Below are 24,461 nucleotides of genomic sequence, written 5' to 3' on the forward strand. Positions count from 1 at the left end.
GCAGAGGGGAGTCCATGTCTGAGGCCGAACGGCTGGCGGCGCTGCGGCGTTACGACATCCTGGATACTGGTCCCGAACCGCAGTTCGACTCCATCGTCGAACTGGCGGCGCGCATGTTCGACGCGCCGGCTGCCGCAATCTCGTTCGTGGACGCAACGCGCATCTGGTTCAAGGCATGCTACGGCGTTACGGTCAGCACGGTGCCGCGGAATTGGAACCTCTATGACGAGGGGGTGTTGGCGGACCGGGTGCTCGTCATTCGCGACCTGGCGCACGATCCGCGCTTTGCCGGCCATCCCTACGCCAAGATAGCGCATATGCACTTCTACGCCGTGGCACCGCTGCACTCGCGCGATGGCCACTGCATCGGTGCCGTCGCTGTGGCCGACCATGGGCCACGGCCGGACCTGTCCGACGATCGTATCGCCGGCCTGCAGGCGCTGGCGCGACTGGTTGAAGCCGAACTCGAGCGGCGCCTGCTGACGGTTGAACTGGAAGGGAGCACGGAGCGCTTCCGCGACCTGGCGAAGATGTCGTCAGACTGGATGTGGGAGACCGATATCGACCACCGTATCACGGAGATCTTCAACGATCGGCCCAACCTGGCGCGGATAGCACCGACCAGTATCGGCCGCCGCCGCTGGGACTACCCTCACGCGCGGCCATTGAACGGGACCTGGTCCGAATACCGGCTGATGGTCGAGGCGCATCAGGAATTCCGCGGTTTCGAATATGAGGTGAAGACGCCGGCCGGCGATCACCACATTCTGCGCATCAATGGCCGGCCACGCTTCGATGCACAGGGCAGATTCCTGGGTTATCGCGGCACGGGATCGGATGTCACGGCGCATCGGTTGGCCGAGCGGGAACTGAAGGACCGCGAGCAGACTTTCCGCTTTCTCTTCGAGAAAAATCCCAACCCGATGTACCTGTTCGAGCACGCGAGCCTGCGGATCCTGGCCGCCAATGAGGCGGCGTGCTCGCTTTACGGCTACGACCGGGCCGAGTTCGAGACGCTGACGCTCTATGACCTGCGGCCGGAACCCGAGAAGGAGATGCTGCGACGGCGCTTGGCGGAGGCTGACTGGACGCGGCGGGCGCAAGGCCGGTTCCGGCACCAGAAAAAAGACGGCTCGGTCGTGGAGGTATTCGTCAACGCCGAGCCGGCGCGCTTCAACGGTGTGGCGTGTGATCTGGTGCAGGTACACGACATCACCCAACAACTGCAGGCCGAGGCACGGCTGGCCGAGGCCGAGGCGACGCTGCATCAGAAGCAGAAGCTGGAAGCGTTGGGCCAGCTCACCGGCGGTATTGCGCACGACTTCAACAACATCCTGGCCGTGGTTGTCGGCAGCATCGAGATCGCCGCCGATACGATACCGCCGGAGTCAGCGGGTCACCCGCCGCTCGCGGCGGCCATAACGGCGTGCGAGCGTGGCGCCGATCTGGTGGCACGCCTGCTGACGTTTGCCCGGCGCCGGCCGCTGGAACCGCGCGAGATCGCCGTCGGCCCGCTGCTGGAGGATATTGCCGGCCTGGTGCGCGCGGCTGTGTCGCCGCAGGTCTTCATCAGCCTGTCGATGGCGGACAATCTGGGCGTATGTCACGTCGATCGCAGTGGCCTGGAGACGGCAATCCTCAACCTCGCGGTCAATGCCCGCGATGCCATGCCCGACGGCGGCCAGTTGTGCATGACGGCGATCAACCGGCGGTTCGGCACCGAGGATGTCCGTGCTCATCCAGTGCTGAAGGTCGGGGACTGGATCGAGATCGCCATCAGCGATACGGGGGCCGGCATGGCGTCCGACGTGCAGGCCAAGGTGTTCGAACCGTTCTTCACCACCAAGGAGGAGGGCAAGGGCACCGGCCTCGGCCTCCCCATGGTGCACGGCTTCGTGCACCAGTCAGGCGGCTTCCTGACCCTGGATACCGCACCCGGCCGCGGCACGACGTTCAAGCTCTATCTGCCGGCGCTCAAGCGCCCAGCGCCGCAACCGGCGGCCGAGGTGCCTTCCCCGTTGGCGGAGGAGCTGGGCTAGTAGCGCGCCTGGCCTGATTTTCCGGCGGCCGTTTTGACGATGACGGTGATCGCGGCACCGCTGCCGATCGTGGCCTTGGCATCGCCCTTGAGCGCGTTCTCGCCGCTGGGCGCCAGGACGACGGTCTCGCGGTTGGCGCCGGTCACGACCAGCGCCGAGCCCGAAAAGCCCTTGGTGCTGACCGGCTTGTTGGCCTCGTCGAACACATTGAGGGTAACGGTGGCGCCTGCGGTGACCAGCTCCACGTGCACGCCGGCGACGTCCTGCATCGGACCGCCGTTGGGGCCCTTGGTGTCGCCGTGCTTGTGCTGAGCGAGCGCCGATCCGGACCACAGCAGCGCGGCGGCGAGCAAGAGTACGAGCTTCATCATTGACCTCCTGGGTTGGAAGCGGGTTGTGGCGTATCGGCCGGAATGGTGGCCGCGGCCTTGGGATCGCGCCGGAAGATCGCGTAGAGCGCCGGCAGGACGAACAGCGTGAGGATCGCGGACGAAATGATGCCGCCGATGACTACGGTGGCCAGAGGCCTTTGGACCTCGGCACCGGGACCGGTGGCGATCGCCATCGGAATGAAGCCGAGCGGCGCTACCAGGGATGTCATCAGCACCGGACGCAGCCGCGCCAGCGCGCCTTGCTTTACCGCATCGACGACCGGAACGCCGTTGGCGCGAAGGCCCTGAATGCACGAGATGATCACCAATCCGTTCAGCACGGCAACGCCCGACAGCGTAATGAAACCGACACCGGCGCTGATCGAGAGCGGGATGTCGCGCAGGATAAGGGCGGCGATGCCGCCGGTCAGCGCCAGCGGCACGCCACTGAACACCAGCGCCGCGTCGGCAACCGACCCCAGGCTCATGATCAGCAGCAGGAAGATCAGCGCCAGCGCGATCGGCACCACGATGGTGAGACGTTGTGAGGCCGAGGCCAGTTGCTCGAACTGACCACCCCAGGCGATCCAGTAGCCAGCCGGTACCTTCACTTTCTCCCCGATCTGCCGTTGAGCGTCCGCCACGAAGGTGCCAAGGTCGCGCTCGCGCACGTTGGCGCTGACCACGATGCGCCGCTTACCGTCCTCGCGGCTGACCTGGTTGGGACCAGGGGCGACCTCGATGCGGGCCACCGCCGACAATGGTACGTAGCGCAACTGCGCCAGGGGATTGCCGCCACCGATGGCCGTGACGGGTGCTGCCGTGGTGTCGGCGGCGGGCAGGGGGATCGGCAGGGCGCCGATCACGTCGATGTCCATGCGCAGGTGCTCAGGCAGACGCACGACCAGGTCGAAACGGCGGTCGCCCTCGAACACCAGCCCGGCACTCTTGCCGCCGACCGCGATCTCGACGATCTCCTGCACGTCAGCGACATTGATGCCATAGCGCGACAGCGACGCGCGGTTCAGCTTCACCGTCAGCATCGGCAGGCCGCTGACCTGCTCGGTCTTCACGTCGGCGGCACCGGGCACCGCCTGCAGCACCGCCTGGACCTGGCCGGCGACCTGCAGCAGCACGTCGAGGTCGTCACCGAAGATCTTGACGCCGACGTCGCTGCGTACACCGGAAATCAGCTCGTTGAAGCGCAGCTGGATCGGTTGCGACAGCTCATAGCTGCTGCCGGGGATTCCGTCGGCCGCGCGCTCGATCTCCTCGACCACCGCGGCCTTGGGTTTCGCCGGGTCGGGCCATTCCTTGCGCGGCTTGAGGATGATGTAGCCGTCGGAAATCGACGGTGGCATCGGATCGGTGGCGACCTCGGCCGTGCCGACGCGCGCGAACACCTCCTTGACCTCGGGGATCTTGAGCAGCCTCTTCTCCAGGGCCGCTTGCATCTCCAACGACTGGGTCAGGCTGGTTCCGGGGACGCGCAATGCCTGCACGGCAGCATCGCCCTCGTCGAGGCTGGGGATGAATTCGCCACCCATGCGCATGGCGGCCCAGGCCGTCAGCCCAACCAGCGCAACGGCCAGCACCGCCATCACATAGCGCAGTTTCACGGAGAGCATCAGCAGCGGCACGTAACCACGCCGGGCCAGCCGCATGAAGGCGTTCTCGTGCTCCGAGACCCGGCCCGTCACCAACAGCGCCACCGCCGCCGGCAGGAACGTGATCGAGAACAGCGCCGCGGCACCCAGGGCGATCAGCACCGTCACCGCCATCGGGGTGAACATCTTGCCCTCGACGCCGGTCAGCGTGAGGATCGGCAGGTAGACGATGCCGATGATCAGCATGCCGAACAGGCTGGGTCGCACCACCTCGGAGGCGCCGGCCAGGATCGCTTCCATCCGTTCCGACAAGGTCAGCAGTCGGCCGCGCTTTTTCTGCTCCTCGGCGAGCAGGCGCAGGCAGTTTTCGACGATGATGACGGCGCCGTCGATGATGATGCCGAAGTCGATGGCACCCAGGCTCATCAGGTTGGCGCTGACCTTGTGCTCGACCATGCCGGTCATCGTCATCAGCATCGATAGCGGAATGATCAACGCCGTGGCGATCGCGGCGCGCACGTTGCCCAGGAAGAGGAACAGGATCACGATCACCAGCAGCGCACCTTCGAGGAGGTTCTTCTCGACGGTGGCGATGGTGGCTTCGACCAGGGTCGTGCGGTCGTAGAGAGTGCGCACGACCATGCCTTCGGGCAGGGTCTTGGCAATCTCCTGCAGCTTGGCGGCGGAGCGCTGCGCCACCGTGCGGCTGTTCTCGCCGATCAGCAGCATCACCGTGCCCAGCACCGTCTCGTTGCCGTTCAACGTGGCGGCGCCGGTGCGCAGGTCGCGGCCCTCCCGCACGTCAGCGACATCGCTCACGCGCACGGGCACGCCGCCGTGGGCACCGATGACGATGTCCTTGATCTCCTCGATGGTTGCCACCTGGCCCGGGATGCGCACCAGGTACTGCTCGCCGTTGCGCTCGATATAGCCGGCGCCGACATTGGCGTTGTTGGTGCCCAGCGCCTCCATCACGGCGCGGAAGGTCAGCTTGTAGGCCATCAGCCGCGCCGGGTCGGGCAGCACGTGGAACTGCTTTTCGTAGCCACCGATCGAGTTCACCTCGACGACGCCCGGAACGGTGCGCAGCTGCGGCTTGATAATCCAGTCCAGCGCCGTGCGCAGGTCGGTCGGGGTATAGGCCTCGCCCGACGGCTTGCGTGCACCGGGCTTGGCCTCGACTGCGAACATGAAGATCTCGCCCAGGCCGGTCGAGATCGGTCCCATCGACGTTCCGATGCCCTGAGGCAACTGGTCCTTGACCTGCTGCACGCGCTCGTTGACGAGCTGGCGCGCGAAATAGATGTCGGTACCGTCCTTGAAGACGACCGTGACCTGGCTCAGCCCGTAGCGCGACAGCGAGCGAGTGTATTGCAGGTTGGGCAGGCCACCCATCGCCGTCTCGATGGGAAAGGTGATGCGCTGCTCGACCTCCAGCGGCGAATAGCCTGGCGCCTCGGTGTTGATCTGGACCTGCACGTTGGTGATGTCGGGCACCGCATCGATCGGCAGGCGCGTGAAGTTCCACACGCCGAACGCGGCGACGGCCAACGAGACCAGCAGCACCAGCCAGCGCTGGCGGATCGAGACGGCGAGAATGCCGTCGACAAAAGACCGGCGCTCAGTGGGCATGCGTCGCGCTCCCCTTGGCGAGCTCGGCCTTGATCACGAAGCTGTTCTTGGCGGCATAGACATCGCCGGGCAGCAGGCCGAACAGTACTTCGGCGTACTCGCCGTCGCGGTTGCCCAGCTCGACGTCACGCGCTTCGAAGGCATCGCCGTTGCGCACGAAGACAACCGTGCGGCCCTGGTGTGTCTGCAGGGCTTCCAGCTTGACGACCGTCTCGGCGGGTTTGGCGGCCAGCAGCAGGCGGCCGGTGACGAAAAGACCGGGTCGCATGCGATCGTTGCCGGCGGTTGCGGCTCGCGCCAATGCGCTTTGCGTGTCGCTGGCGCCCAACGGCGAGACGTAGGAGATTCGTGTCTCGATCGGCGCGCCGCCGTCATCGAGGTCGACCACAACGGTGTCGCCGATTCGCACCCGGCTGAAGTCGCGGCGGTAGACCGAGAAGTCGATCCATACGGTCGAGAGATCGGCGATCAGAAAAACGGGCTTCTGTTCCGAAACGTACTCGCCCAGCGCCACCTGGCGATCGATGATGGTGCCGCTGATGGCGGCGCGCAGGTCATAGGTGGTCAGGCTCTGGTTGCTCTCGATCGTGGCCAGCACGTCGCCCTTGTTGACCTTGTCGCCCAGGCGTTTGCGCACGTCGCGCACGACACCGGGGAAACGCGGCGTCACCTGCGCCAGCGCCTCCTGATTGGGCTGGATGATGCCGTTGAGCCGCAGGCTTTCGCGCAGCGTGCCGGGACCGGCCGTCACCAGCTCGATGGCGGCCGCCGCAACTTTGGCATCGCTGAATTCGACGGTGTTGCCGCCGCCGTGCTCATGCTTGTCCTTGTCGCCGTGAGCATCCGCCTTGGCCGCAGGCGGTTTGGTGCCGCCGACGCCGGCGGCCGGCAGGAAGTAGAAGCCGGCGCCGCCGACCAGGGCAGCGCACGCCAGCACGATCAAACCCGCTCGCGTCATCGGTGTCATGGGTTCCTCCCGCCGCCCAGGGTCAGCGGACTTCCGGTCAATCCTTCGATGGTCGCGACGGCGGTATGAAAGCCCACGAGCACCTCCTGCTCGCGCAGCTCGGCCTCGGCCAATGCCTTGTAGGCATCCAGCAGCTCCAGCACGGTAAAGCGCCCTTGCGCATAGCCGTCATTGATGGCGTTGAATGCCGCCCGCGCGTTGGGCAGCACGGCACGGCGCAGAATGTCGATTTCCTGCAGTGCGCCCGTCGCGGCGTCGTAGGCCCGGCCGACGGTGGAGATCAGCGCCTGCTTGTTGGCGGCACGCTCTGCCTCGGTCCTGCCGATCGCTTCCTGGGCCTCATAGATGGCGCCGCGGTTGCGGTCCCATACCGGGATCGGAACGGAGATGCCGAAGCGCACGGCGTTGTCGCGCGTGTCGCGATAGTGGCGCCAGCCGACGCTGGCCTCCACGTCGGGCACGACCTTCAGGCGGGCGATCAGCAGCTCGGCTTCCTTCTGCGCCCGCACGGCGGTCCAACGCGTCAGCTGGGGATTGCTCTCGATGGCCTGAAGCAGGGTCTGGAAGGAGGGTGGCTGGGCGATGCGGCCCATGTTGCCGGCCGTGTAGGAGAAGTCCGGCGCCGTGGCGCCCATCAACAGCGCAAGGTCGCGCCGGGCACTCTCCAGCGCCTTGCGCGCGCGGTCGCGGTCGATGCGGGTCAACTCGGTGACGACCCTGGTGCGCGCGACGTCAGCGGGCGAGGAGGCGCCGGCATCGACGCGCTGCTGCATCTGTGGATTCAGGCGGTCGATGGATGCCAGCTGCCGGTCCAGGAGCGCGACCCGCTGCTGCCCGCCCAGCACGGCGACGAATGCCGCGGCTGTTTCGGACAGGATCTCCAGGCGAGCCGCCTCGCGCTGCCAGCGGGTGGCGTCATGGTCGGCCGTCGCGGCCGCCACGCGGGCGCTGCGCTTGCCGCCGAGCTCGATCAGCTGGCTCAGCTGCAGAGTCATCTCCGCCGATCTCAGCCCGCGGTAGTCGCGGGAACCCAGAGCGTTGTCGACCTCGAACGACGCCGACGGATTGGGGATGGCGCCGGCCTGCGTGCGCCGACCCTGGGCCATGCCGATTTCGCGATCGGCGACGATGAGGCGGGCGTTGGCGTTCAGCGACCGCTGCACCGCCTGCGATAACGTCAGGGCGCCGGACGTCTGGGCCTGCACGGGAAGGGCGGCGGCAAGCGTGGGCAGCACGACCAGCGCCGATGCAACAACACGGAATGTGAGCATGACCTCGACCTAAACACGACGACTTAGCCGCTCGGCGCTCGCCGGGCGGACGCTCGGTGCTCAGGTCGACAGTTTGGGGGGCGGCAGTTCCGCGCCGGGGTTGCGGGCGTTCAGGAAGGCCACTGCTCCAGGCGGCAGGACACTGGCGCACGGCGCGAGGTCGATCTGCACCAGCGCGCTGGGCAACGCAGGCAGTGAGCAATAGTGGCAGGTCTTGATCAAGGAACGATCGGCCGTGCCAGCGTCGCTTCCGCCATCGCCAGCGTCGGTGGCCGCGATGGAGGCCGCTGCAGTTGTTGCCGGCGCCATGTGATCGATATGCGCGATACCGGCCACCAGGAAGACCAGCGCGCACAGCAGCGACACGAGCCGACGCGCACGCTCTGCCGAACGCCGGAGTGCCATCATGCCGCTGATCTTGCCGATCATGTTCCTAATGAGCGTTATGATCATTGGAGAGTCAAGCCAACATTCGAAGACATAGCGTCGCGATCATCGTCACGGCCAGCACCGCTTCGTAATAGAGTATCAATGGGACATCAGGTTCAGTCGTGCAGCGCACCTTCCGCCGCGCGTGAAGCCTGGTCTTCGATCTGGATCGTCGTATGGGTCAGCCCGAAGCCCGTCTTCAAGGCCTCCCGGGCCGCCGCAAGTACCTGCGATCCGCGGGCAACATCGTCGACCACCAGATGGCAGCTCATCGCGTTCACCCCCGAGGTGATCACCCAGGCATGCAGGTCATGGACCGCCACGGCACCGGGGATATCCAGCAGTTTCTGCCGCAGCAGGCCGAGATCGATCTCGGGTGGCGTGCCTTCCATCAGGATATGCACGGCCTGCTTCAGCAGAATCCATGTCCGCGGAACGATGAAGAGTCCGATGGCGGCACCGATGAGCGGATCGGCCAGTGTCCAGCCGGTCAGCATCACGACGCCCGCCGCCAAGATGACGCCGAGGGATCCCAGCATGTCGGCGAGCACCTCGAAATAGGCCCCTTTGACATTGAGGCTTTCAGACGCCCCGCCGGCCAACAGCTTCATGCTGATCAGATTGACGATCAGGCCGATGACCGCCACCGCCATCATGGGGCCGCTGAGAACGTCCGGCGGGCTGCGGAAGCGCTGGTATGCCTCATACAGAATCCAGATCGTCAGGAGCAGAAGAACGACGGCGTTGGTCAGCGCCGACAGCACTTCCATGCGGGCATAGCCGTAGGTTCGCTGCGGTGTGGCCGGGCGCTCGCCGAATCTGATCGCAGTCAACGCCAACAGAAGGCCGCCGGCGTCGGTCATCATGTGCGCCGCATCCGCCAGCAGCGCGAGGCTGCCGGTCAACAGGCCGCCGACGACCTCGGCCACCATGAACGATGCCGTGAGCGCCAAGGCGCCGGCGAGCCGGCTCTTGTGCCGGCTGGCGGCCGTCCCTGCGGGCGCCACCGCGGGAAGTCCGAACTGGAGCGCATCGTGTCCGAATGCAGCGGCGGGCGCGCAACGGAGTGCCGCATTGTCGAGGCGCTATCGCGTCATGCGCGGGGATCTGCGCCATTTCGCGACGACCCGCGCGGCTAACGCCGGGCTACCCGGACAAACGCCGGCCAATGTCGGCGCCGGTACCACCCGCCGACACCGCCTCCAGGCATTTCAGCAAGGGGCTGTCCGGTGCAACGAAGCCATTACGTTGCCCGGGAAAGTGCCGATCCTCGAAGCGCGTAATGGCCTGGTAGAGCGCATCGCTCGATATGCCGGTCACAAGACGGCCATTGATATTGCCATCGAGTGTCCCGCCGGCACCGCCGTCATCGAGCCCGACGCTGTTCAGCAGATCGATGACCATGAGCTGATCGTCCGGCCAGTTCTGACAATGCCGCCCCTCTTCGCGGGTGTAGCGGCCAACGCATCCACGCAGTGACATTGCAGCCTCCCCGTGGCTGTCGTCCTACACAAGCGCATGCACATGCGCACACAGGGACGGCAGCCGGCGCAACTCCGCTCAACGCGACGCAAGCATGAGTGAATCAAAAACCCAGTTCGTCTGAAGGTCGGCCGCCTGCAAGCCGCTGACGAGGAACAGCATCGCGACATACGGAAGGGCGACGCGCGATACGGACCAAGCCATCGGTGCGCGTCGTACCATCAGGCCGATGATCAGTGCCGGCAGCAGGCTGGTGACCATGACAATGCCCAGTACAGCGGGCGCCGGCATCGAGGTCGACCACAGCGCGTGCAGGGGCACGGCCTGCGGTAGCAGCACCATCAGCAGCGCCATTGCCGTGACATAACTCATGGCGGCCCAGACACAGGCCAGTGCCGCCGGATGCGGCGGCGGCATGATCTGCCGCCGCATGGCCGGCAACTCGGAAGGGAAGGCCATGAATGCCTCCGTGGGCAGTGAGTGTGCACTCAATATAATTTGAGTGACAACTCACTGTCAAGCGGCGGACACTGCCCCGGGCGGCCGAGGCGCGCCGCGGCCCGCCGCGATGCCACTGAGGACAGCTGCGAGTTCGCGTAAAGCCAATGGCTTGGGAAAGAAGTGCAGGGCCCCGTCAGCCTGGATCCGCGAAATCTCATCCGGTGCTGCATGCCCCGACATCACCAGCATGGCCGGTCGCGGTTCCGGACGGCCACGGCAGGCGTTGACGACGTCAAAGCCGCTGCCTTCCGGCATACGCATGTCCGTCAGGACAACATCGAATGGACCATCGTGGTCCAGCGCGCGAATCGCAGCCGGCGCCCCGTCGGCAGCAACCACGCCATGACCGCGGCGGTGTAAAAAACCAGACAGCTCCTCGACGATGTCTTCCTCATCGTCGACCAGTAAAATCTTCATTGTCTTGCCCCGTCATGCACGGGTGCCCCCCCCGGGCACCCAACCGCACTCCGATAGCCTAGTGCAACGCCTCCCGTAGCAGAGCCAGCGCGCGACGCAAGTCGCCGAGTGTATCCTCGAGCTCTTGACGTCCGTCGGCCTCGACTGCGACCGGCTTGGCCAAGTGTTCGATCTCCATCTGCGGCTCCGGCTGGCCACTCTCGGCATCCAGAAGCCGTTGCACGCCCTTGATGGTGAAGCCATCATTATAGAGCAACGAACGGATGCGACGCAGCAACTCAATGTCTTCTGTCCGATAATAACGCCGGCCACCGCCACGCTTTACCGGGGAGATCTGGCTGAACTTGCGCTCCCAGAACCGCAGGACATGTGGTTCCAGGTCCAGTTCCGCAGCGGCTTCGCTGATGGTACGCAGCGCGCTGATCGGCTTCGCCGGTTGCCGGTTGGTCCACACTACATTGGAGCGGAACATCGTTTATTTCTCCACTACAGGTTGTCGCCCATATGCGCACGCGGGCTTTTGGTTGGTATGACCGGCCTCGTTCGTTGACAGCTTCGGAGGATGACGACCGGTTTTGTTGCTGGAGATCTAAGCTGCTGAAGTCGTTGGACTATTGTTGTGACATCACTAAGACGGGGAACCGGATCGACTGTCGCCGCAACACACGCACATCGTTATCCGGTTCATAATGGACAAAATGTAAAAAATATCGACGGTACCGTCAAAAAAAATCTTATGTCATTGAAATGGTTGGTATTTATTTTGACGAAAGATTCACGATCATGAGATGACAATGCGGTCATTAAGACATTATTACAGCGACTTACAGGCTAAATTTCATCTGAAGCAGAGGTTTAAGTGGATTCAGCTCTTGGGCATGATCAATCGGTGATGAACTGATTTTGGTCCATATTGAATATGAGTATTTGCTCACGAAATTGTGACCATCCACTCGTTTGATGATGACGTGATAGTGTGTTCGCCGACGAGGGAGGCGACATGCGCCGGTTGAGCGTAGGGGTGATCGGCGTGGTGTTGGCCGGGCTGGCCGTGGCCGCGGTGCCGCTATGGGCGCAGACACCGCAGCAGCGCGATTGGTGTTTCAAAGGCGGTACCGACGACCAGATCATCCAGGGCTGTGGCGCCGTCCTGCAGTCGGCGCAGACGCCGGAGACGGACCGGGGCAATGCGTTCTTCGAGCGTGGCCTCGCCTGGGACCGCAAGGCCGAATACGACCGTGCGATCGCCGACTATAGCGAGGTGATCCGCCTCAATCCGAAATCGTCCAACGCTTTCAGCAATCGATGCGGGGCCTACTGGCACAAGGGTGACTACGATCGCGCAATTGCCGACTGCAACGAGGCGCTCCGCCTGAATCCCGCGAATGCGCTGGCGTTCAACAACCGCGGCAACGCCTACGCTCACAAGCGCCAGTACAACCTCGCCATTCCTGACTACGACGAGGCGTTGCGATTGAACCCGAAATCGGTCGAGGCGCTGGTCAGCCGCGGCGTGTCGTTCATGGACACCAACCAGTATGACCGTGCGCTGGCCGATTTCGACGCCGCCATTCGTCTCGATCCCAGGCAACCGAAGGCCTTCACCAACCGCTGCGCCATCCAGATCCTGAAGGGCCAGCCTGACCGCGCGATCAGCGACTGCGGCGAGGCGATCCGTCTTAATCCCAATTTCACGAACTCCTACGTCGGCCGCTGCGGCGGTTATCTGGCCAAGCAGGACTACGACCGCGCCATCGCCGATTGCAATCAGGCGATCCGGCTGGACCCCAACCAGATGGGGGCCCTGACGTTGCGGGCCGAAGCCTACGCCGGCAAGAAGGACTACGATCGCGCCCTCGCGGACTATGACCACGTGCTGCGGCTCAGCCCGCGATTTGTCGATGCCTATGTCAGTCGCGGCAACACCTACAAGGGCAAGGGCCAGTACGAGCGGGCGCTTGCCGACTACGACCAGGCCCTGCGGCTCAATCCCAGAAGCGCGTCGGCGTTTCGCAGCCGCAGCGAGGCGCACATTGCCATGGCGCGGTATGATCGCGCCCTGGCCGATCTCGACGAAGCGATCCGCCTGGAGCCCGGCAATGTCGTTGCCTTCAACAATCGCTGCTGGTGCCGGGCGATTGTCGGGCAGTTGCTGCAGGCGATCCCCGACTGCGACGAGGCGTTGCGCCTGCAGCCCGGCAATGCGGCTGTCCTGGACAGCCGTGGCTTCACCCAGCTGAAGATGGGCGACTACAACGGCGCGATCAAAGACTACGACGCGGCGTTGCGCGGCAATCCGCGCAGCGCGACATCGTTGTTTGGTCGCGGGATCGCCAAGCTGCGCCGGGGCGATCCGACCGGTGGTGCCGCCGATCTCGCCGCTGCGCGGGTCATCGAGGCCGGCATCGACAGTCGCTTCGTCGGCTACGGCATCCGACCCTAGGGCGTCACGCGCGCAAACCTCACTCCGAGGAGCCGGTGCCAGCAGGCGCCGCGCAGGGGGCACCAGCGCGGGCGCCTGCGGGCACACGTCTCCCAGGACTCCGCCGTCTATCCTTCGAGACGCCGGCTGGCGTCGGCTCCTTGGGTTAATGTGACGCCCGGGCTCCCGGCAGTGCGCTATCGGCTGGCGGCGATCAGCAGGAACGGCGGGCGCTGGTGTTCGTCGGCCCATTCCGGGCGCGCGGCGAGTTGTGCCGGTGTCGGTCCCCATTCCTCGATGTGGCGCAGGCTCAGGCCCGACTGCAGCAGCAGCGTCAGATATGTTGCGATGGTGCGGTGCTGCTTGATCACGCCCTTGGCCAGCCAGTCGGTCGAGCGCGGCCCCTCGTCGAGATAGCCGTTGACCGGCCAGGTGCGGCGACCGTCGGCACCGGTGGTCCAGCCCGGATGCGACGGCGCCGTGTAGATCGGGTGCTCCACCGAGAAGACGAAGCGACCGCCCGGCACCAGCGCACGGCCGATCTGCGCCACCAGCACATCCAGCCGTTCGATGTAGTGCAGCACCAATGAGCTGTAGACCAGATCGACCGAGTCGGGTGGCAGTTCCAGCCGCTCGAGGTCGGCGCGGGTATAGGTGATCGCGGCGTCCGTCGTCTGCTGCCGCGCCCGCGCCAGCATCTTCTCGGAGACGTCGAAGCCCTGCACGCGTGCGGCGCCCCGCTGGCGCGCGAAGCGGCTGAACCAGCCGAAGCCGCAGCCCAGGTCCACGACCGTGCGTCCGTTGAGATCCGGCAGCAGCGCGCGCAGCGCCGGCCATTCCGCCGCGCCGTCCAGCCCGTCAATCGATCGCTCGAGCTGGCTGTAGCCCTGGAAGAACGTCTCGTTGTCATAAATGTTCTGGGTCATCGTACGCACAACGCAATTCATGAAGCGGCAACGAGTAGATCACGACCGGCTCGGCGAGGTGGAGAGGTATTCGACGGCGGTGCGGATCAGGTCCGCGAAGTTGCGGGCTCCGAGCTTCACTTTCAGCTGCGAACACATGTTTACCACCGTCTTGTAGCTGACGCCCAGGTCGTCGGCGATCTGGCCGTAGGAGTGGCCTTCGGCCAGCAGGGCCAGCGTCTGCAGTTCGCGCGGTGTCACGGTGCCGAACTTCTTGGTGGGGCTGCGCATTCTCAGCAGTGCCACCTGGGTTGCGATCTGATGGCTGAGATAGGGCAGGCCGCGGCGCACCGCGTCGAAGGCTTCCAGGAGATCCTCCGGCGTGGTGTCTTTGAGCAGATAGCCGGTGGCGCCGGCATCGAGCGCATTGCTGACGATCACCGGGTCGCCATGCATGCTGAAGACCAGGATCGGCAGCTGTTCGTTGCGCTGACGCAACCGGCGGATAAGGTCGAGGCCGCTGAAGCCCTTGCCCTGCATCGCCAGGTCGACGATCACGACGTCGGGCTGATGGCGCTGCCAGGCGCTGTAGCCGTCGGCCGGGTTGCTCGCCTCAAGGATCTCACGGGCGCCGGCATCCTCCAGGATGCGCCGGCAGCCGTGCAGGACGATGGGGTGATCGTCGATGACCAGGACTCGGGTCATGGCTGGCTGTATCCGTTGTCAGCGGCTTCGGCTGGTTCCAGCGGGATGACAATGTCGAGCCGGGTGCCGCCGTCGGGAGCGCCCGTCAGCGTCAGTCGTCCGCCCAATGCGCGCACACGGTCCTTCATGCCGCTCCACCCCAGGCCCGGTTGCGTGCCGGGCGCGATGCCGCGGCCATCGTCGCGTACCGACAATCGCAGGAGCATCATGCGCTCGCCGGGATACGCCGACGCGGCATCCTCTTCGCTCAGCGCGATGGTGATGACGCCGGCATCCGCATGCCGCACGGCATTGGTGACGCCTTCCTGCAGGCACCGGTAGACCGTCAGGTCGACGGCGTTGCCGTAGCCGTGGGCGAGGTGGCCGATCTCCAGCACGAACCGGCGGTCCCGGTCGGCGCCCTCGAAATCGGCCACCAGACCCGCGATGGCGTCGGCCAGCGGCACATGACCCAGTGCCATCGGGCGCAGGCGTCCCAGCAGATCGCGGTTGGCGACCTGCATGCGCTCGGTGATTGTCATCAGCGAGGCGACCCGCTCGCGGATCGGTGTGGCGGCGGCCTCGGGCAATGTCTGCGCGATGCGGCCAATCGAGCCGACATTGGCCTTCACGCCGAACAGGCAGGGGCCCATTTCGTCGTGCAGTTCCATCGCGATCTGGCGCCGCTCGTCGTCCTGCACGGTGACCAGTTGCCGGTTCAGGCGGGCGTTGTCGGCGTGGGCGCCGGCCAGGCTGTCGGCCAGGGCGTTGAACCGCCCGGTGATGTCGGCCAGTTCGCGCACCGGTGGTTGCGGCAGACGGTGCCGATAGTGACCGCGTTCCAGCGCGCGCAGGCCGGTGGCGAGGCGGGTGAGGGGATGCAGCACGCGGCCCAGCGCCACGTAGAGGATGGCGAACACCGTTACGTTGAGCAGCAGGGCCAGCAGTGCCAGGCCGGAGGCGTCCTGCCAGATCTCGATGATTTCGTCGGCGGCCTGGCCGACGACGACGATGGTGCCGATTCGCCGACCGCCCGATACCACGGGCACATCGCGGCGCAGGTCGTCGACCTGGACCAGGGCCGCGAACCAGCGCGGCACGGTAGCCGGCGCGATCGTACCGCCGTCATCGATCTCGCCCGACGGCGACGGGATCACATGCCCGTCGGCATCGACAAGGAGGATCCGCACGTGCCGCGGGTTGTTGATGTGGACGGCCAGGTCTTCGAGATGCAGCGTGCCGGCGTTTTCGCGGGTCCGTCGCTCGACGGTGCCGCGCACGAAGCGCTCGGCCACTTCGACGGAGGCGGCGAGTTCGGCCTCGATGGCGCGCCGGCCGTTGTAGATGACGATCACCGCCGCGGCGAGGCCGGCAACCAGGTTGATCAGGACGAACGTGCCCAGCAGCTGGGTGCGAACCGAGCGGTCGTACCACAACCAGCGTAGCCACGTGCCGCCGACGGCATCGTGGCTGGCTGCCACATCATCCTTGCCGACACTGATCTCGGCCATTTGCTTCCTCCCGCCGCCATGGCTGTTGCGCCATTGTTGTTCTTCGCCAGGGTGCCGCCCGCGACGGTCATAGAAGCACAAACGTGCACAAACACACCGCGCGGCGACCCGGGAACATTGTGCAATGAAATTTGGAACTTGTCTGCGTAGGCGGCGGATGCGCGTTGGTTAACATGCCGATAGGGCGATCAAAGCAGAAGCAAGATCCGGGGGAAGCGACCATGGGCAGATTGTCGGCGGGCATCGGACTCCTGGCGTGGCTGCCAGCCGCGGCGTTGGCGCAGACACCGGCGCCGGCCACGCCGCCGGCCGCGGCGCCAGGGGGCATGACGCTGCCGGAGATCATGGTGATCGGCGCATCACCCATGCTGGGCTCGGGCATCGCCCGCGACAAGGTTCCGGGCGCCAGCCATGTTCTGAAAGCCGACGACATCAAGATCACCGGCACGCCGGATCTGCTGGGCGGCTTCGACGCCCGTGTCGGCGGCATGAGCCTCAACCACGCGCAGAACAACCCGTTCCAGCCCAATGTGCTGTTTCGCGGCTTCGAGGCCTCGCCGCTGGCCGGCAATGCCCAGGGTTTGGCGGTCTACGTCAACGGCACCCGGTTCAACCAGCCGTTCGGCGAGACGGTGAACTGGGATCTGATTCCTTCCGTCGCAATCGACCGCGTCGAGATTCAAGGCGCCAATCCCGTGTTCGGGCTCAACGCGCTGGGCGGCTCGGTCGCGGTGCAACTCAAGAACGGCTTCACTTACCAGGGTACCGAGTTCGAGCTGATGGCAGGATCGTTCGGCCGCGTGACCGGGTCGTTCCAGCACGGTCAGCGGATCAATGACTTCGGCATCTACGTTGCGGGCACCGGCTTGCGCGATTCGGGATGGCGCGATCATTCGCCATCGAAGCTGCGGCAGATCTACGGCGATATCGGCTGGCGTGGCAGCAAGGGTCAGGTGAACCTCAGCGTGCTGGCCGCCAGCAACAACCTGGTCGGCAACGGCACGGCGCCGGTCGACCTGCTGGCCGCCGATCGCGACCAGGTCTTCACCCATCCCGATCAGACGAAGAACAAGTACGCGCGCGTGGCACTGTCGGGCCACTACGACCTCGACGATGCGTTCTCGCTGCAGGCCAGCGCCTACTACAGCCGCCTGTCGCAACGGACCAAGAACGGCGATGCGTCGGATGCCGAGCCCTGCGAGGACGACGAAACACGTCTGTGCCTGGATGACGACGGGCCGCAGCTCACGGACCGGGCCCGCAATCCCATTCCCAACTTCGTCACCAACAGTCCGTATCTCGGCTTCCCGGCGTTCGCCGACCGCTTCGACGAGGGCGGCCCGTACGCACAGCTTAACCGCACGCGCACACGCACCAACGGCTTCGGTGTTGCCCTGCAGTTGACCCACCAGGGCCAGGTGTTCGGCCGTTCCAACCGGGTCATCGTCGGCGCCAGCTACGATGGCGGGCGCACGCGATTCAAGGCCTCGTCGGAGATCGGTGAACTGACGCTCGATCGTGGCTTTCTCGGATCGGGCATCATCATATCGCAGGAGGACGGCTCGATCACGCCGGTCTCCGTGAAGGCCAACAGCGACTATTTCGGCCTCTACATCTCGGACGTGCTCGATGTCACCGACGCGCTGACTGTCACGCTGTCGGGCCGCTTCAACGTGGCCAAGATCAAGCTGCGCGACCAGATCGGCACGGCGTTGAACGGCAATCATACGTTCCGTCGTTTCAATCCGGCGGCCGGCCTCACGTACAAGATCACATCAGACATCTCGGTCTATGCCGGCTACGCCGAATCCAATCGTGCCCCGACGCCGGCTGAACTGTCGTGCGCCGACCCGGCAGCACCCTGCAGCCTGACCAACTTCTTTGTCGGCGATCCGCCGCTGAAGCAGGTCGTGGCGCGCACCGTCGAGGCGGGCGTGCGCGGCCATTTCAAGGTATTCGACGATCTGCAGCTCAACTGGAACGTGGGGCTGTTCCGCACCAATACCAATGACGACATCATGTTCGTCTCGAGCCCGGTGGTGGGCCGCGCCTTCTTCCAGAACGTCGGCGCCACGCGCCGGCAAGGCGTCGAGGTCGGCGCCGAGTTGCGCAGCAAGCGCTGGATGGCATTCGTCGACTACGCCTTCCTCCACGCCACGTTTCGCAAGGCGCTGACGTTGAACAGTCCGGAGAATCCCGTCGCCGATGACGATGGCACGATCCAGGTGCAGCGCGGCGATCGCCTGCCGGGCATTCCGGCGCACAGCCTGAAATTCGGCGGCGCGGTCGCCATCACCGAGGCGTGGCGGGTCGGCATGACAGGACAGGCCATGAGCGGCCGCTACCTGGTGGGCGACGAGAACAACCAGAATCGCAGGACCAAGCCCTATGCGATCTTCGGCCTGAACACCAGTTACGACCTGTCGCCCAACATCCAGGTCTTCGGCCTGATCACCAACATCTTCAATGCGAAGTACACGACCTTCGGTACGTTCTCGCCGGTATCGGAGGTGCCGATGCTGCAGGCCCCCAACGCCGCCAACACCCGCAGCCTGAGCCCCGGTATGCCGCGCGCGATCTACGCCGGCGTGCGCGTGCGCCTGTAGCGCTTGCAGAAGAGACTGACCTTACTCTGAGTCGCCCGTCTTCGGAGACGTCGGCTACGCCGACTCTCCAAGGATGCTGTGCGCTCTGACGTCGGCGTTCGGCGGCATCCATCCGTCATTCACTGTGGCCAGCCCGCACCTATCGCCATGCCCTCCTGACGATACCTTCGCGCGCAAGCGAATCGCACAGCCAGACGTGCGCGCGATAATCAGGGGGAAACGGCGATGGCCACACGAGGTCGCTTGGCGACAATGATGATGCTTGCGGCAATCCATGTCGGTGCGGCGTCACCGGCATCGGCAGCCGATCCCATTCAGGGTCCGTTCGGCGGAACCATCTCCGGCAGCGTGGCGCTGTTGTCCGACTACACGATCCGCGGCGTCTCGGTCAGCAAGAGGGCGCCGTCGGTGCAGGCCAGTCTGACCTATGAGGCACCGCTGGCGTTTGTCGAGGCGTTGCCGGTCTCGCTCTATGGCACCGTGTGGGGCTCCAGCATCAACTTCTCGCCTGACATGGACGAGTCGCTCGAACTCGACCTGCTGGCGGGTGTGCGGTTCAAGCTGTTCGAGGGCAAGGCACTGCTTGACCTGGGCTGGATCGGCTACCGCTATCCGGGAGCCATGAAAGCGGCACGCCTGTCGTTCGATGAGTTCGGCGGCTCGCTGTCGTACGACTTCGGCTGGATGAATGTCGCGGGCCAGGTGCGCTATAGCCCCAACTTCTTCGTCGCTTCGGGCGACGCCTGGTACAAGCAGGTGGCGGCGACGATCCCGCTGGACTTCATCAGGATCCACGATCAGATCTCACTCAAGGTGTTCGGCGGCGTCGGTCATCAGTCGATCCAGCGCAATGCGCGTTACGCGTATCCCGACATGTGGGACTGGCAGATCGGCCTGATCGCCACCGCGTGGGGCGTGGATCTCGGCATCACCTACGTCGACACGAATGTCGGCAAGCGCCGCTGCAATGGCGGCGGCTACGACTACTGCGCCGCGCGCGCCATCTTCAGCATCACCAAGTCGTTCTGATCGCGGCCGCGCGGACGGCGCGATACCGCTCTCTCTTCATGACCCTGACCGATGACGTGGAGCGGCCGTGGCCGCTCGAGGAGGAAGGATGAACGCAACTGCGCGCGCCGATAGCGCATTCGGGATCGGATCAACCGTCGCCATCGCGGTGATGTTTGCCCTGGCATGCCAGAGTTTGCTGGCGTTGCCCTACGAAGTGGCGACGCTCTCCACCGACTACGGATTGGGACCGTCCGTTGCGGGATGGGTGGGTACCGGTGAGATCCTGGCGCTGGCGATAACGGCAAGCTGGATCGGGCGCGTCATCGCGCGGTGCGACAAGCGTATTCTGACCGTGATTGGCCTTGCTATTGCGAGCGCCGCCAGCCTGGCCTCGATCGCAACGGCCAACGTGCCTGTCCTGGTGGGCAGCCGCATCGTCTTCGGCATCGGCCTGGGCCTGATCGCCGCCGCGACCAGCGCGCTGCCGGCTGCTCACCCCGCGCCGGAGCGGCTGTTTGCCTATATGCAGGTCGTGGCGGGCTGCTTGTCGGTCGCGATCCTGTTTCTCACACCGATGGTCGTGGCACAGGTCGGACGCATCGGTCTGTTCGTTTGCGAGCTGGGCCTTCTCGTACTGTTCGCGCCGCTGGCGTCATGGTTGCCGCGCGCGGAATTCCAGGGTGGTGTGGCAGCGATCGGACGCATGCCCAAGGGCGCGGTACGCATCCTGGCAGCGCTGGCGCTGATGTATGTCGCCGCGATCGCCGCCAGCGCCTATGCGGTGCAGGCGGGCCTGCGCGCGGGCCTCACCGAGGGCGGCATCGAGACGGTGCTGACGGTGGGCGCGATCGGCAGCCTCGGCGGCGCCGCTCTCGCCGGCGCCATCGGCAAGCGATGGGGAGCGACACCGCCGCTGGCGGTGGGCTTCGTCGCCCAGGCCGCCGGCATTGCGCTGATGTATGCAGCGGGCCTGCCGGCCGCCTTCATCGCCGGCGCATTGACGCTCTACGTGGCGAGCTACTTCACCAGCCCGTACCTGCAGGGACTGCTGGCGGAAATGGACGGCAGTGGCCGCGTGCCGGCGCTGGGCGGCGCTGCGATCAACTATGGATCGGTGGGTGGTCCGGCACTGGCAGCCGTGCTGGCCGAGCGTGCCGATGCCGAGCAGGTGATCGGTACGCTGACCGCGGTCATCTGCCTGGCTGCCCTGGCGGCGGTGTTGAGTGTCGTGCGGTCGACGCCGGCGATCGTGCCCGGGGCCTCGTCCTAACGTCGCTTTGGCCATTGTTCACCTGTCATCGCGGGCGCCAGCGATGAGATAGGCATGTGATGCACCGTGGCGCAGCAGGATGGAGTAGGGAATGTTGCCAGAATTGACGCCGGACTCGTTCGCCGATGTTCGCAAGCCGTTGGACCTCGCCTCATGGCTGCCGCGCCAGGTCTATGTCGACCCCGCGGTCTATGCGCAGGAAATCCAGAAGATCTGGAAGCGCGAATGGCTGTTCGCCGCGCATGTGAGTGCTGTCCCGTCGCCGGGTGACTACACGACCTTGGCGCTGGTCGGGCAGCCGCTGGTGATCGTGCGCGGCACGGACGGCATCATCCGCGGCTTCTACAATGTCTGTCGTCATCGCGGCATGGCGGTGGCGAGTGGCTGCGGCCACGCCGACGTGATCGCCTGTCCGTACCATGGCTGGAAGTTCGATACGCTGGGGCAGCTGATCGAGGCGCCCATGATGGACAAGACGACCGGCTTCGATATCAGCGCCATCAAGCTGCGTGCCATCCGCACCGAGGTGTTCCACGGCATGATCTTCGTCAACTTCGACGACGACGCCCAGGCGCTGGCGCCACGGATCGCCGATCTCGGCGACATCCTGGCGCCATGGCGGATCGAAACGCTCAAGCCGGTCTTCCATGATGAGTACATCGGCGACTTCAACTGGAAGGTGATGAGCGAGAATGCCAACGAGGGCTATCACATCATCGCCGCGCACCGCGACTCGGCGCAGGATATTGCGCCGGGCGAGCTCAGCTTTTCCACCGACGCTGAGAACGGACGGGCCTGGTTCGACCTGCACACGCCCTACGTCGAGACTGTGCCGGCAAGCGATGTGCCCGAGATCCCCGGCGTCCCTGATTGGTCGCGCCGCGGCATGTCGTTCTTCGCGTTCCATCCCAACTTCCTGATTTCGCTGACCCCAGACCACGTCAGCATCTACGCCACCCACCCGGAGGGCCCCGGCCGGACACGGTTCACCTGGGTGACCTACGTTCCGCAGGCCACCACGATGGCGCCGGGTTTCGCCGCCTTCATTGACCGGATGGGGGCCTGGTTCAAGCAGATCAACCGCGAGGACGAGCTGGTCTGCAACGCCGTGCAGAAGGGCGTCACGTCGGAAGGGTGGATACCGCCGCGCTATTCATACCTCGAGAAGCCGGTGTGGCAATTCCACAACTGGTACCTTGATCGGCTGACGGGCCCGGTTGCCGCCGCCTGACGCACGCCACGCACCACAGATGTGGAGGGCGATCATCATCTTCCGACGACGGCCTTCGTTCCGTGATCCTTCGTGGTATATGATCATGGGTCGCGACAATCCGGGCGACGGGAGATGATGATTGCCACCACGCGCGTCTGTCAAAAATCGCGACCTGAAGCATGATCCGGCGCTTGCCGCCAGACTGATCAAGCGTGACGAGACGCCCCGCGAGAAATCGCGTGCCCGCAAGATGGACAAGATCCTGTCCGTAGCCGTCGCGGTATTCGCTGGCGAAGGCGGCACCGGCTTCTCCATGCGTCGCATCGCCGAGAATGCCGGTATCACCCTCAGCACGCTGCAACATTATTTCGGCAATCGCGATGCCCTTTTGGCGCTGACGATCGATGCCCTGCTGACGCGATACGTCACCGACTACATCGACATCGGCAAGGATCCGACGATGTCGCCCCGCCAGCGGCTGGAGTGGGTGCTCGACGATTTGCTGTCGGCAGGCAACGATCCGGTTGCACGCAGCTTCTACGCCAACCTGTGGGCGACAGCGACACAGGATCCCGCCGTCCGCGACATCGCACGGGAAAGCTATCGTCGGTACTACGAAGCGCTCGGCAACCTGGTTGCAGCCATGCGTCCCGATCTGCCGGCCGAGCACGCCGAGTCGCTGGGCCTCGCCATCGCCGCGCAGATGGAAGGGCTTCTGATCTGCGGTGTGATGGCACCGCGAGACCACGCGGGCTGGGCGCAGCTCACCGTCAACGCCAAAGCCGTGTGCTTCGCCATGGTCGAAAACGCCGGCACCCGCGATCTGGCAACCCAGCGCGCGCTGCATCCCTAGTACTCACGATCATTGCTACCCGCTGTCATCCCGAGCATAGCGAGGGATCTTTTGATGCATTGCACGCCATCATCCAAAGATCCCTCGCTACGCTCGGGATGACAGCCTGTATCAGTCAATTGTGAGTCCAGGTACTGGTCGAACGATCCAAAAGGTGGCGCCGCCTTTTCTCATCTCCCCGCTCCCGCGGGGGGAGAGGTGAGACCTGTGCCGGTCTTTGGCCAGAAATGACCGTTGCGTGATCTGATTCTAGGTCATATGACCTATAAAAGATAGGTCGTATGACATAGGGAGGAGAGCGTGACATGGGTCGAAAAGATTCAGCTGTCGGCAGACGATGCCGTGTTCGACGGCGCGGACGCGCAGCGGTTCCGGCAACTGCTGCAGGGCCAGGGGCGGGCGGCGCTGGTGGACGGTGTTGCAGGCGCGCCCAGCGTGTCGTTGCGTGAGCAGGGGATGCTGGCAGCGGAGCTGCAGTGCCACGGCCTTTTGGCGAACGTGCTGGCAGTGCCTGCTTTCGATGACCTGGCGGATCTTGGCGTGGCCGGCCAGGTGGTCGCGACATCCGCCGGCCTGCGCAGCGTCATCGGCGCCATCAATGCATTCGCGCCACTGCTCAACGTTCGCAGCGGCCTGGCGATGACGTTTCGCGGCGGCGACGTGATCATCGGCTTGCGGCCGTGGGTTGCCTTTGACGAGACATCACAGTCTCTGCTGGTCGCCCTGGACGTTGCGAAGGTTGCCCGCGTCCTGTCGTGCCTGCTGATGGGCGACGCCGTCGTGACCGACGTCGACAGGGGCGAGTTGCGCCTGCCGGCGGAGCGGATCAATCGCCTTCTGCCCGGGGCAAATCGTCTGGCCAATCAGGCCGCCACGTACGCCGCTCGCCGCCTCATGCGGGACATGGAGGAGGCGCGCCTGCGCGAAAGCGTATGCCGCCTGCTGCGCAAGAGTGGCGAGGACACGCTGTCACTGGGTGAATCGGCCGCGCAACTTGGCCTGTCCGCGCGCACGTTCCGGCGGCGGCTGGCCGAGCAGGGCACGACCTTCGTGCAGATCCGCGACGAGATGCGGTGCGCCCTGGCGCTCGACTACCTGACGACAGGCGGTCTCACCACCGAAATGATCGCCCAGCGCCTGGGCTACAGCGAAGGCGCCAATTTCCGTCACGCCTTCCGGCGCTGGACCGGCTCATCGCCCCGCATCTATGCCGCCGCGCGGTGCGCCGACGGGCACGCGTTGCTGGGTGCCGGTCCGGCGGCCTGACGCT

Annotated in this window: 21 protein-coding genes; 8 read left to right on the top strand and 13 right to left on the bottom strand. The window is 65.3% G+C overall.

Annotated features, from left to right (window positions below):
• Nucleotides 1-14: 14 nt before the first annotated feature.
• On the top strand, nucleotides 15-2,039 hold the full coding sequence (locus FQU96_RS13485; RefSeq protein WP_146541793.1) for a PAS domain S-box protein: 2,025 nt from the start codon (nucleotides 15-17) through the stop codon (nucleotides 2,037-2,039).
• On the opposite strand, the gene FQU96_RS13490 is transcribed toward FQU96_RS13485, so the two are convergent.
• The 10 genes from FQU96_RS13490 to FQU96_RS13535 form a co-directional block, all read right to left on the bottom strand.
• Nucleotides 2,036-2,407 carry a hypothetical protein gene (locus FQU96_RS13490; RefSeq protein ID WP_146541794.1) on the bottom strand — a complete coding sequence of 124 codons (372 nt, stop codon included), beginning with the start codon at nucleotides 2,405-2,407 and terminating at the stop codon, nucleotides 2,036-2,038. The two genes, FQU96_RS13485 and FQU96_RS13490, sit on opposite strands and share 4 nt — an antisense overlap.
• Nucleotides 2,407-5,649: an efflux RND transporter permease subunit gene (locus FQU96_RS13495; RefSeq protein ID WP_146541795.1), complete on the bottom strand. Its 3,243-nt coding sequence runs from the start codon at nucleotides 5,647-5,649 to the stop codon at nucleotides 2,407-2,409. Before FQU96_RS13495 ends, FQU96_RS13490 begins: the two co-directional genes overlap by 1 nt.
• A complete protein-coding gene (ihpB, locus tag FQU96_RS13500) occupies nucleotides 5,639-6,607 on the bottom strand; it encodes a divalent metal ion exporter adaptor subunit IhpB (RefSeq protein ID WP_146542168.1) in 969 nt (322 codons plus the stop codon). The genes FQU96_RS13495 and ihpB overlap by 11 nt, the downstream gene beginning before the upstream one ends.
• A gap of 5 nt (nucleotides 6,608-6,612) precedes the next feature.
• Nucleotides 6,613-7,887, bottom strand: a complete 1,275-nt coding sequence (locus FQU96_RS13505; protein WP_146541796.1) for a TolC family protein — start codon at nucleotides 7,885-7,887, stop codon at nucleotides 6,613-6,615.
• Between the two features lie 60 nt (nucleotides 7,888-7,947).
• Complete coding sequence (locus tag FQU96_RS13510) at nucleotides 7,948-8,316, bottom strand: hypothetical protein (RefSeq protein ID WP_146541797.1); 369 nt, start codon at nucleotides 8,314-8,316, stop codon at nucleotides 7,948-7,950.
• Between the two features lie 116 nt (nucleotides 8,317-8,432).
• Nucleotides 8,433-9,323: a cation diffusion facilitator family transporter gene (locus tag FQU96_RS13515; RefSeq protein WP_255468024.1), complete on the bottom strand. Its 891-nt coding sequence runs from the start codon at nucleotides 9,321-9,323 to the stop codon at nucleotides 8,433-8,435.
• Between the two features lie 139 nt (nucleotides 9,324-9,462).
• Nucleotides 9,463-9,798, bottom strand: coding sequence for a hypothetical protein (locus tag FQU96_RS13520; protein WP_146541798.1), 336 nt, complete (start codon nucleotides 9,796-9,798; stop codon nucleotides 9,463-9,465).
• Between the two features lie 78 nt (nucleotides 9,799-9,876).
• The gene (locus FQU96_RS13525; RefSeq protein ID WP_146541799.1) at nucleotides 9,877-10,257 is read right to left on the bottom strand and encodes a hypothetical protein; all 381 of its coding nucleotides are present in this window, start codon (nucleotides 10,255-10,257) and stop codon (nucleotides 9,877-9,879) included.
• Between the two features lie 57 nt (nucleotides 10,258-10,314).
• Nucleotides 10,315-10,716 (bottom strand): response regulator, encoded by a 402-nt coding sequence (locus FQU96_RS13530; RefSeq protein WP_146541800.1) that lies wholly within the window; start codon nucleotides 10,714-10,716, stop codon nucleotides 10,315-10,317.
• 58 nt (nucleotides 10,717-10,774) lie between these two features.
• Entirely contained in the window at nucleotides 10,775-11,188 is a 414-nt protein-coding gene (locus FQU96_RS13535; protein WP_146541801.1) for a MerR family transcriptional regulator, read from the bottom strand.
• 528 nt (nucleotides 11,189-11,716) lie between these two features.
• Between FQU96_RS13535 and FQU96_RS13540 the strand changes: the two genes are divergently transcribed.
• Nucleotides 11,717-13,159, top strand: coding sequence for a tetratricopeptide repeat protein (locus FQU96_RS13540; protein WP_146541802.1), 1,443 nt, complete (start codon nucleotides 11,717-11,719; stop codon nucleotides 13,157-13,159).
• Between the two features lie 176 nt (nucleotides 13,160-13,335).
• Here the strand turns inward: FQU96_RS13540 and FQU96_RS13545 are convergent, their stop codons facing one another.
• The 3 genes from FQU96_RS13545 to FQU96_RS13555 are packed head-to-tail and all read right to left on the bottom strand — an operon-like array spanning nucleotide 13,336 to nucleotide 16,238.
• Complete coding sequence (locus tag FQU96_RS13545) at nucleotides 13,336-14,064, bottom strand: class I SAM-dependent methyltransferase (protein WP_146541803.1); 729 nt, start codon at nucleotides 14,062-14,064, stop codon at nucleotides 13,336-13,338.
• 39 nt (nucleotides 14,065-14,103) lie between these two features.
• Nucleotides 14,104-14,748: a response regulator transcription factor gene (locus FQU96_RS13550; RefSeq protein ID WP_146541804.1), complete on the bottom strand. Its 645-nt coding sequence runs from the start codon at nucleotides 14,746-14,748 to the stop codon at nucleotides 14,104-14,106.
• A complete protein-coding gene (locus FQU96_RS13555) occupies nucleotides 14,745-16,238 on the bottom strand; it encodes an ATP-binding protein (RefSeq protein WP_146541805.1) in 1,494 nt (497 codons plus the stop codon). The genes FQU96_RS13550 and FQU96_RS13555 overlap by 4 nt, the downstream gene beginning before the upstream one ends.
• Before the next feature lie 221 nt (nucleotides 16,239-16,459).
• On the opposite strand from FQU96_RS13555, the gene FQU96_RS13560 reads away from it, so the two are divergent.
• The 6 genes from FQU96_RS13560 to FQU96_RS13585 all read left to right on the top strand — a co-directional run bounded on the left by FQU96_RS13560 (nucleotide 16,460) and on the right by FQU96_RS13585 (nucleotide 24,457).
• A complete protein-coding gene (locus FQU96_RS13560) occupies nucleotides 16,460-18,844 on the top strand; it encodes a TonB-dependent receptor (RefSeq protein ID WP_178130492.1) in 2,385 nt (794 codons plus the stop codon).
• 255 nt (nucleotides 18,845-19,099) lie between these two features.
• Complete coding sequence (locus FQU96_RS13565; protein WP_178130493.1) at nucleotides 19,100-19,873, top strand: TorF family putative porin; 774 nt, start codon at nucleotides 19,100-19,102, stop codon at nucleotides 19,871-19,873.
• 88 nt (nucleotides 19,874-19,961) lie between these two features.
• Nucleotides 19,962-21,125 carry an MFS transporter gene (locus FQU96_RS13570; protein ID WP_146541808.1) on the top strand — a complete coding sequence of 388 codons (1,164 nt, stop codon included), beginning with the start codon at nucleotides 19,962-19,964 and terminating at the stop codon, nucleotides 21,123-21,125.
• Between the two features lie 91 nt (nucleotides 21,126-21,216).
• Complete coding sequence (locus tag FQU96_RS13575) at nucleotides 21,217-22,356, top strand: aromatic ring-hydroxylating dioxygenase subunit alpha (protein ID WP_146541809.1); 1,140 nt, start codon at nucleotides 21,217-21,219, stop codon at nucleotides 22,354-22,356.
• Between the two features lie 121 nt (nucleotides 22,357-22,477).
• Nucleotides 22,478-23,191 (top strand): TetR/AcrR family transcriptional regulator, encoded by a 714-nt coding sequence (locus tag FQU96_RS13580; RefSeq protein WP_146541810.1) that lies wholly within the window; start codon nucleotides 22,478-22,480, stop codon nucleotides 23,189-23,191.
• Nucleotides 23,192-23,491: 300 nt separating this feature from the next.
• Nucleotides 23,492-24,457, top strand: coding sequence for an AraC family transcriptional regulator (locus FQU96_RS13585; RefSeq protein WP_146541811.1), 966 nt, complete (start codon nucleotides 23,492-23,494; stop codon nucleotides 24,455-24,457).
• Nucleotides 24,458-24,461 lie beyond the last annotated feature (4 nt).

It is taken from the genome of Reyranella sp. CPCC 100927 (assembly GCF_007859315.1).
Lineage (GTDB): Bacteria > Pseudomonadota > Alphaproteobacteria > Reyranellales > Reyranellaceae > Vineibacter.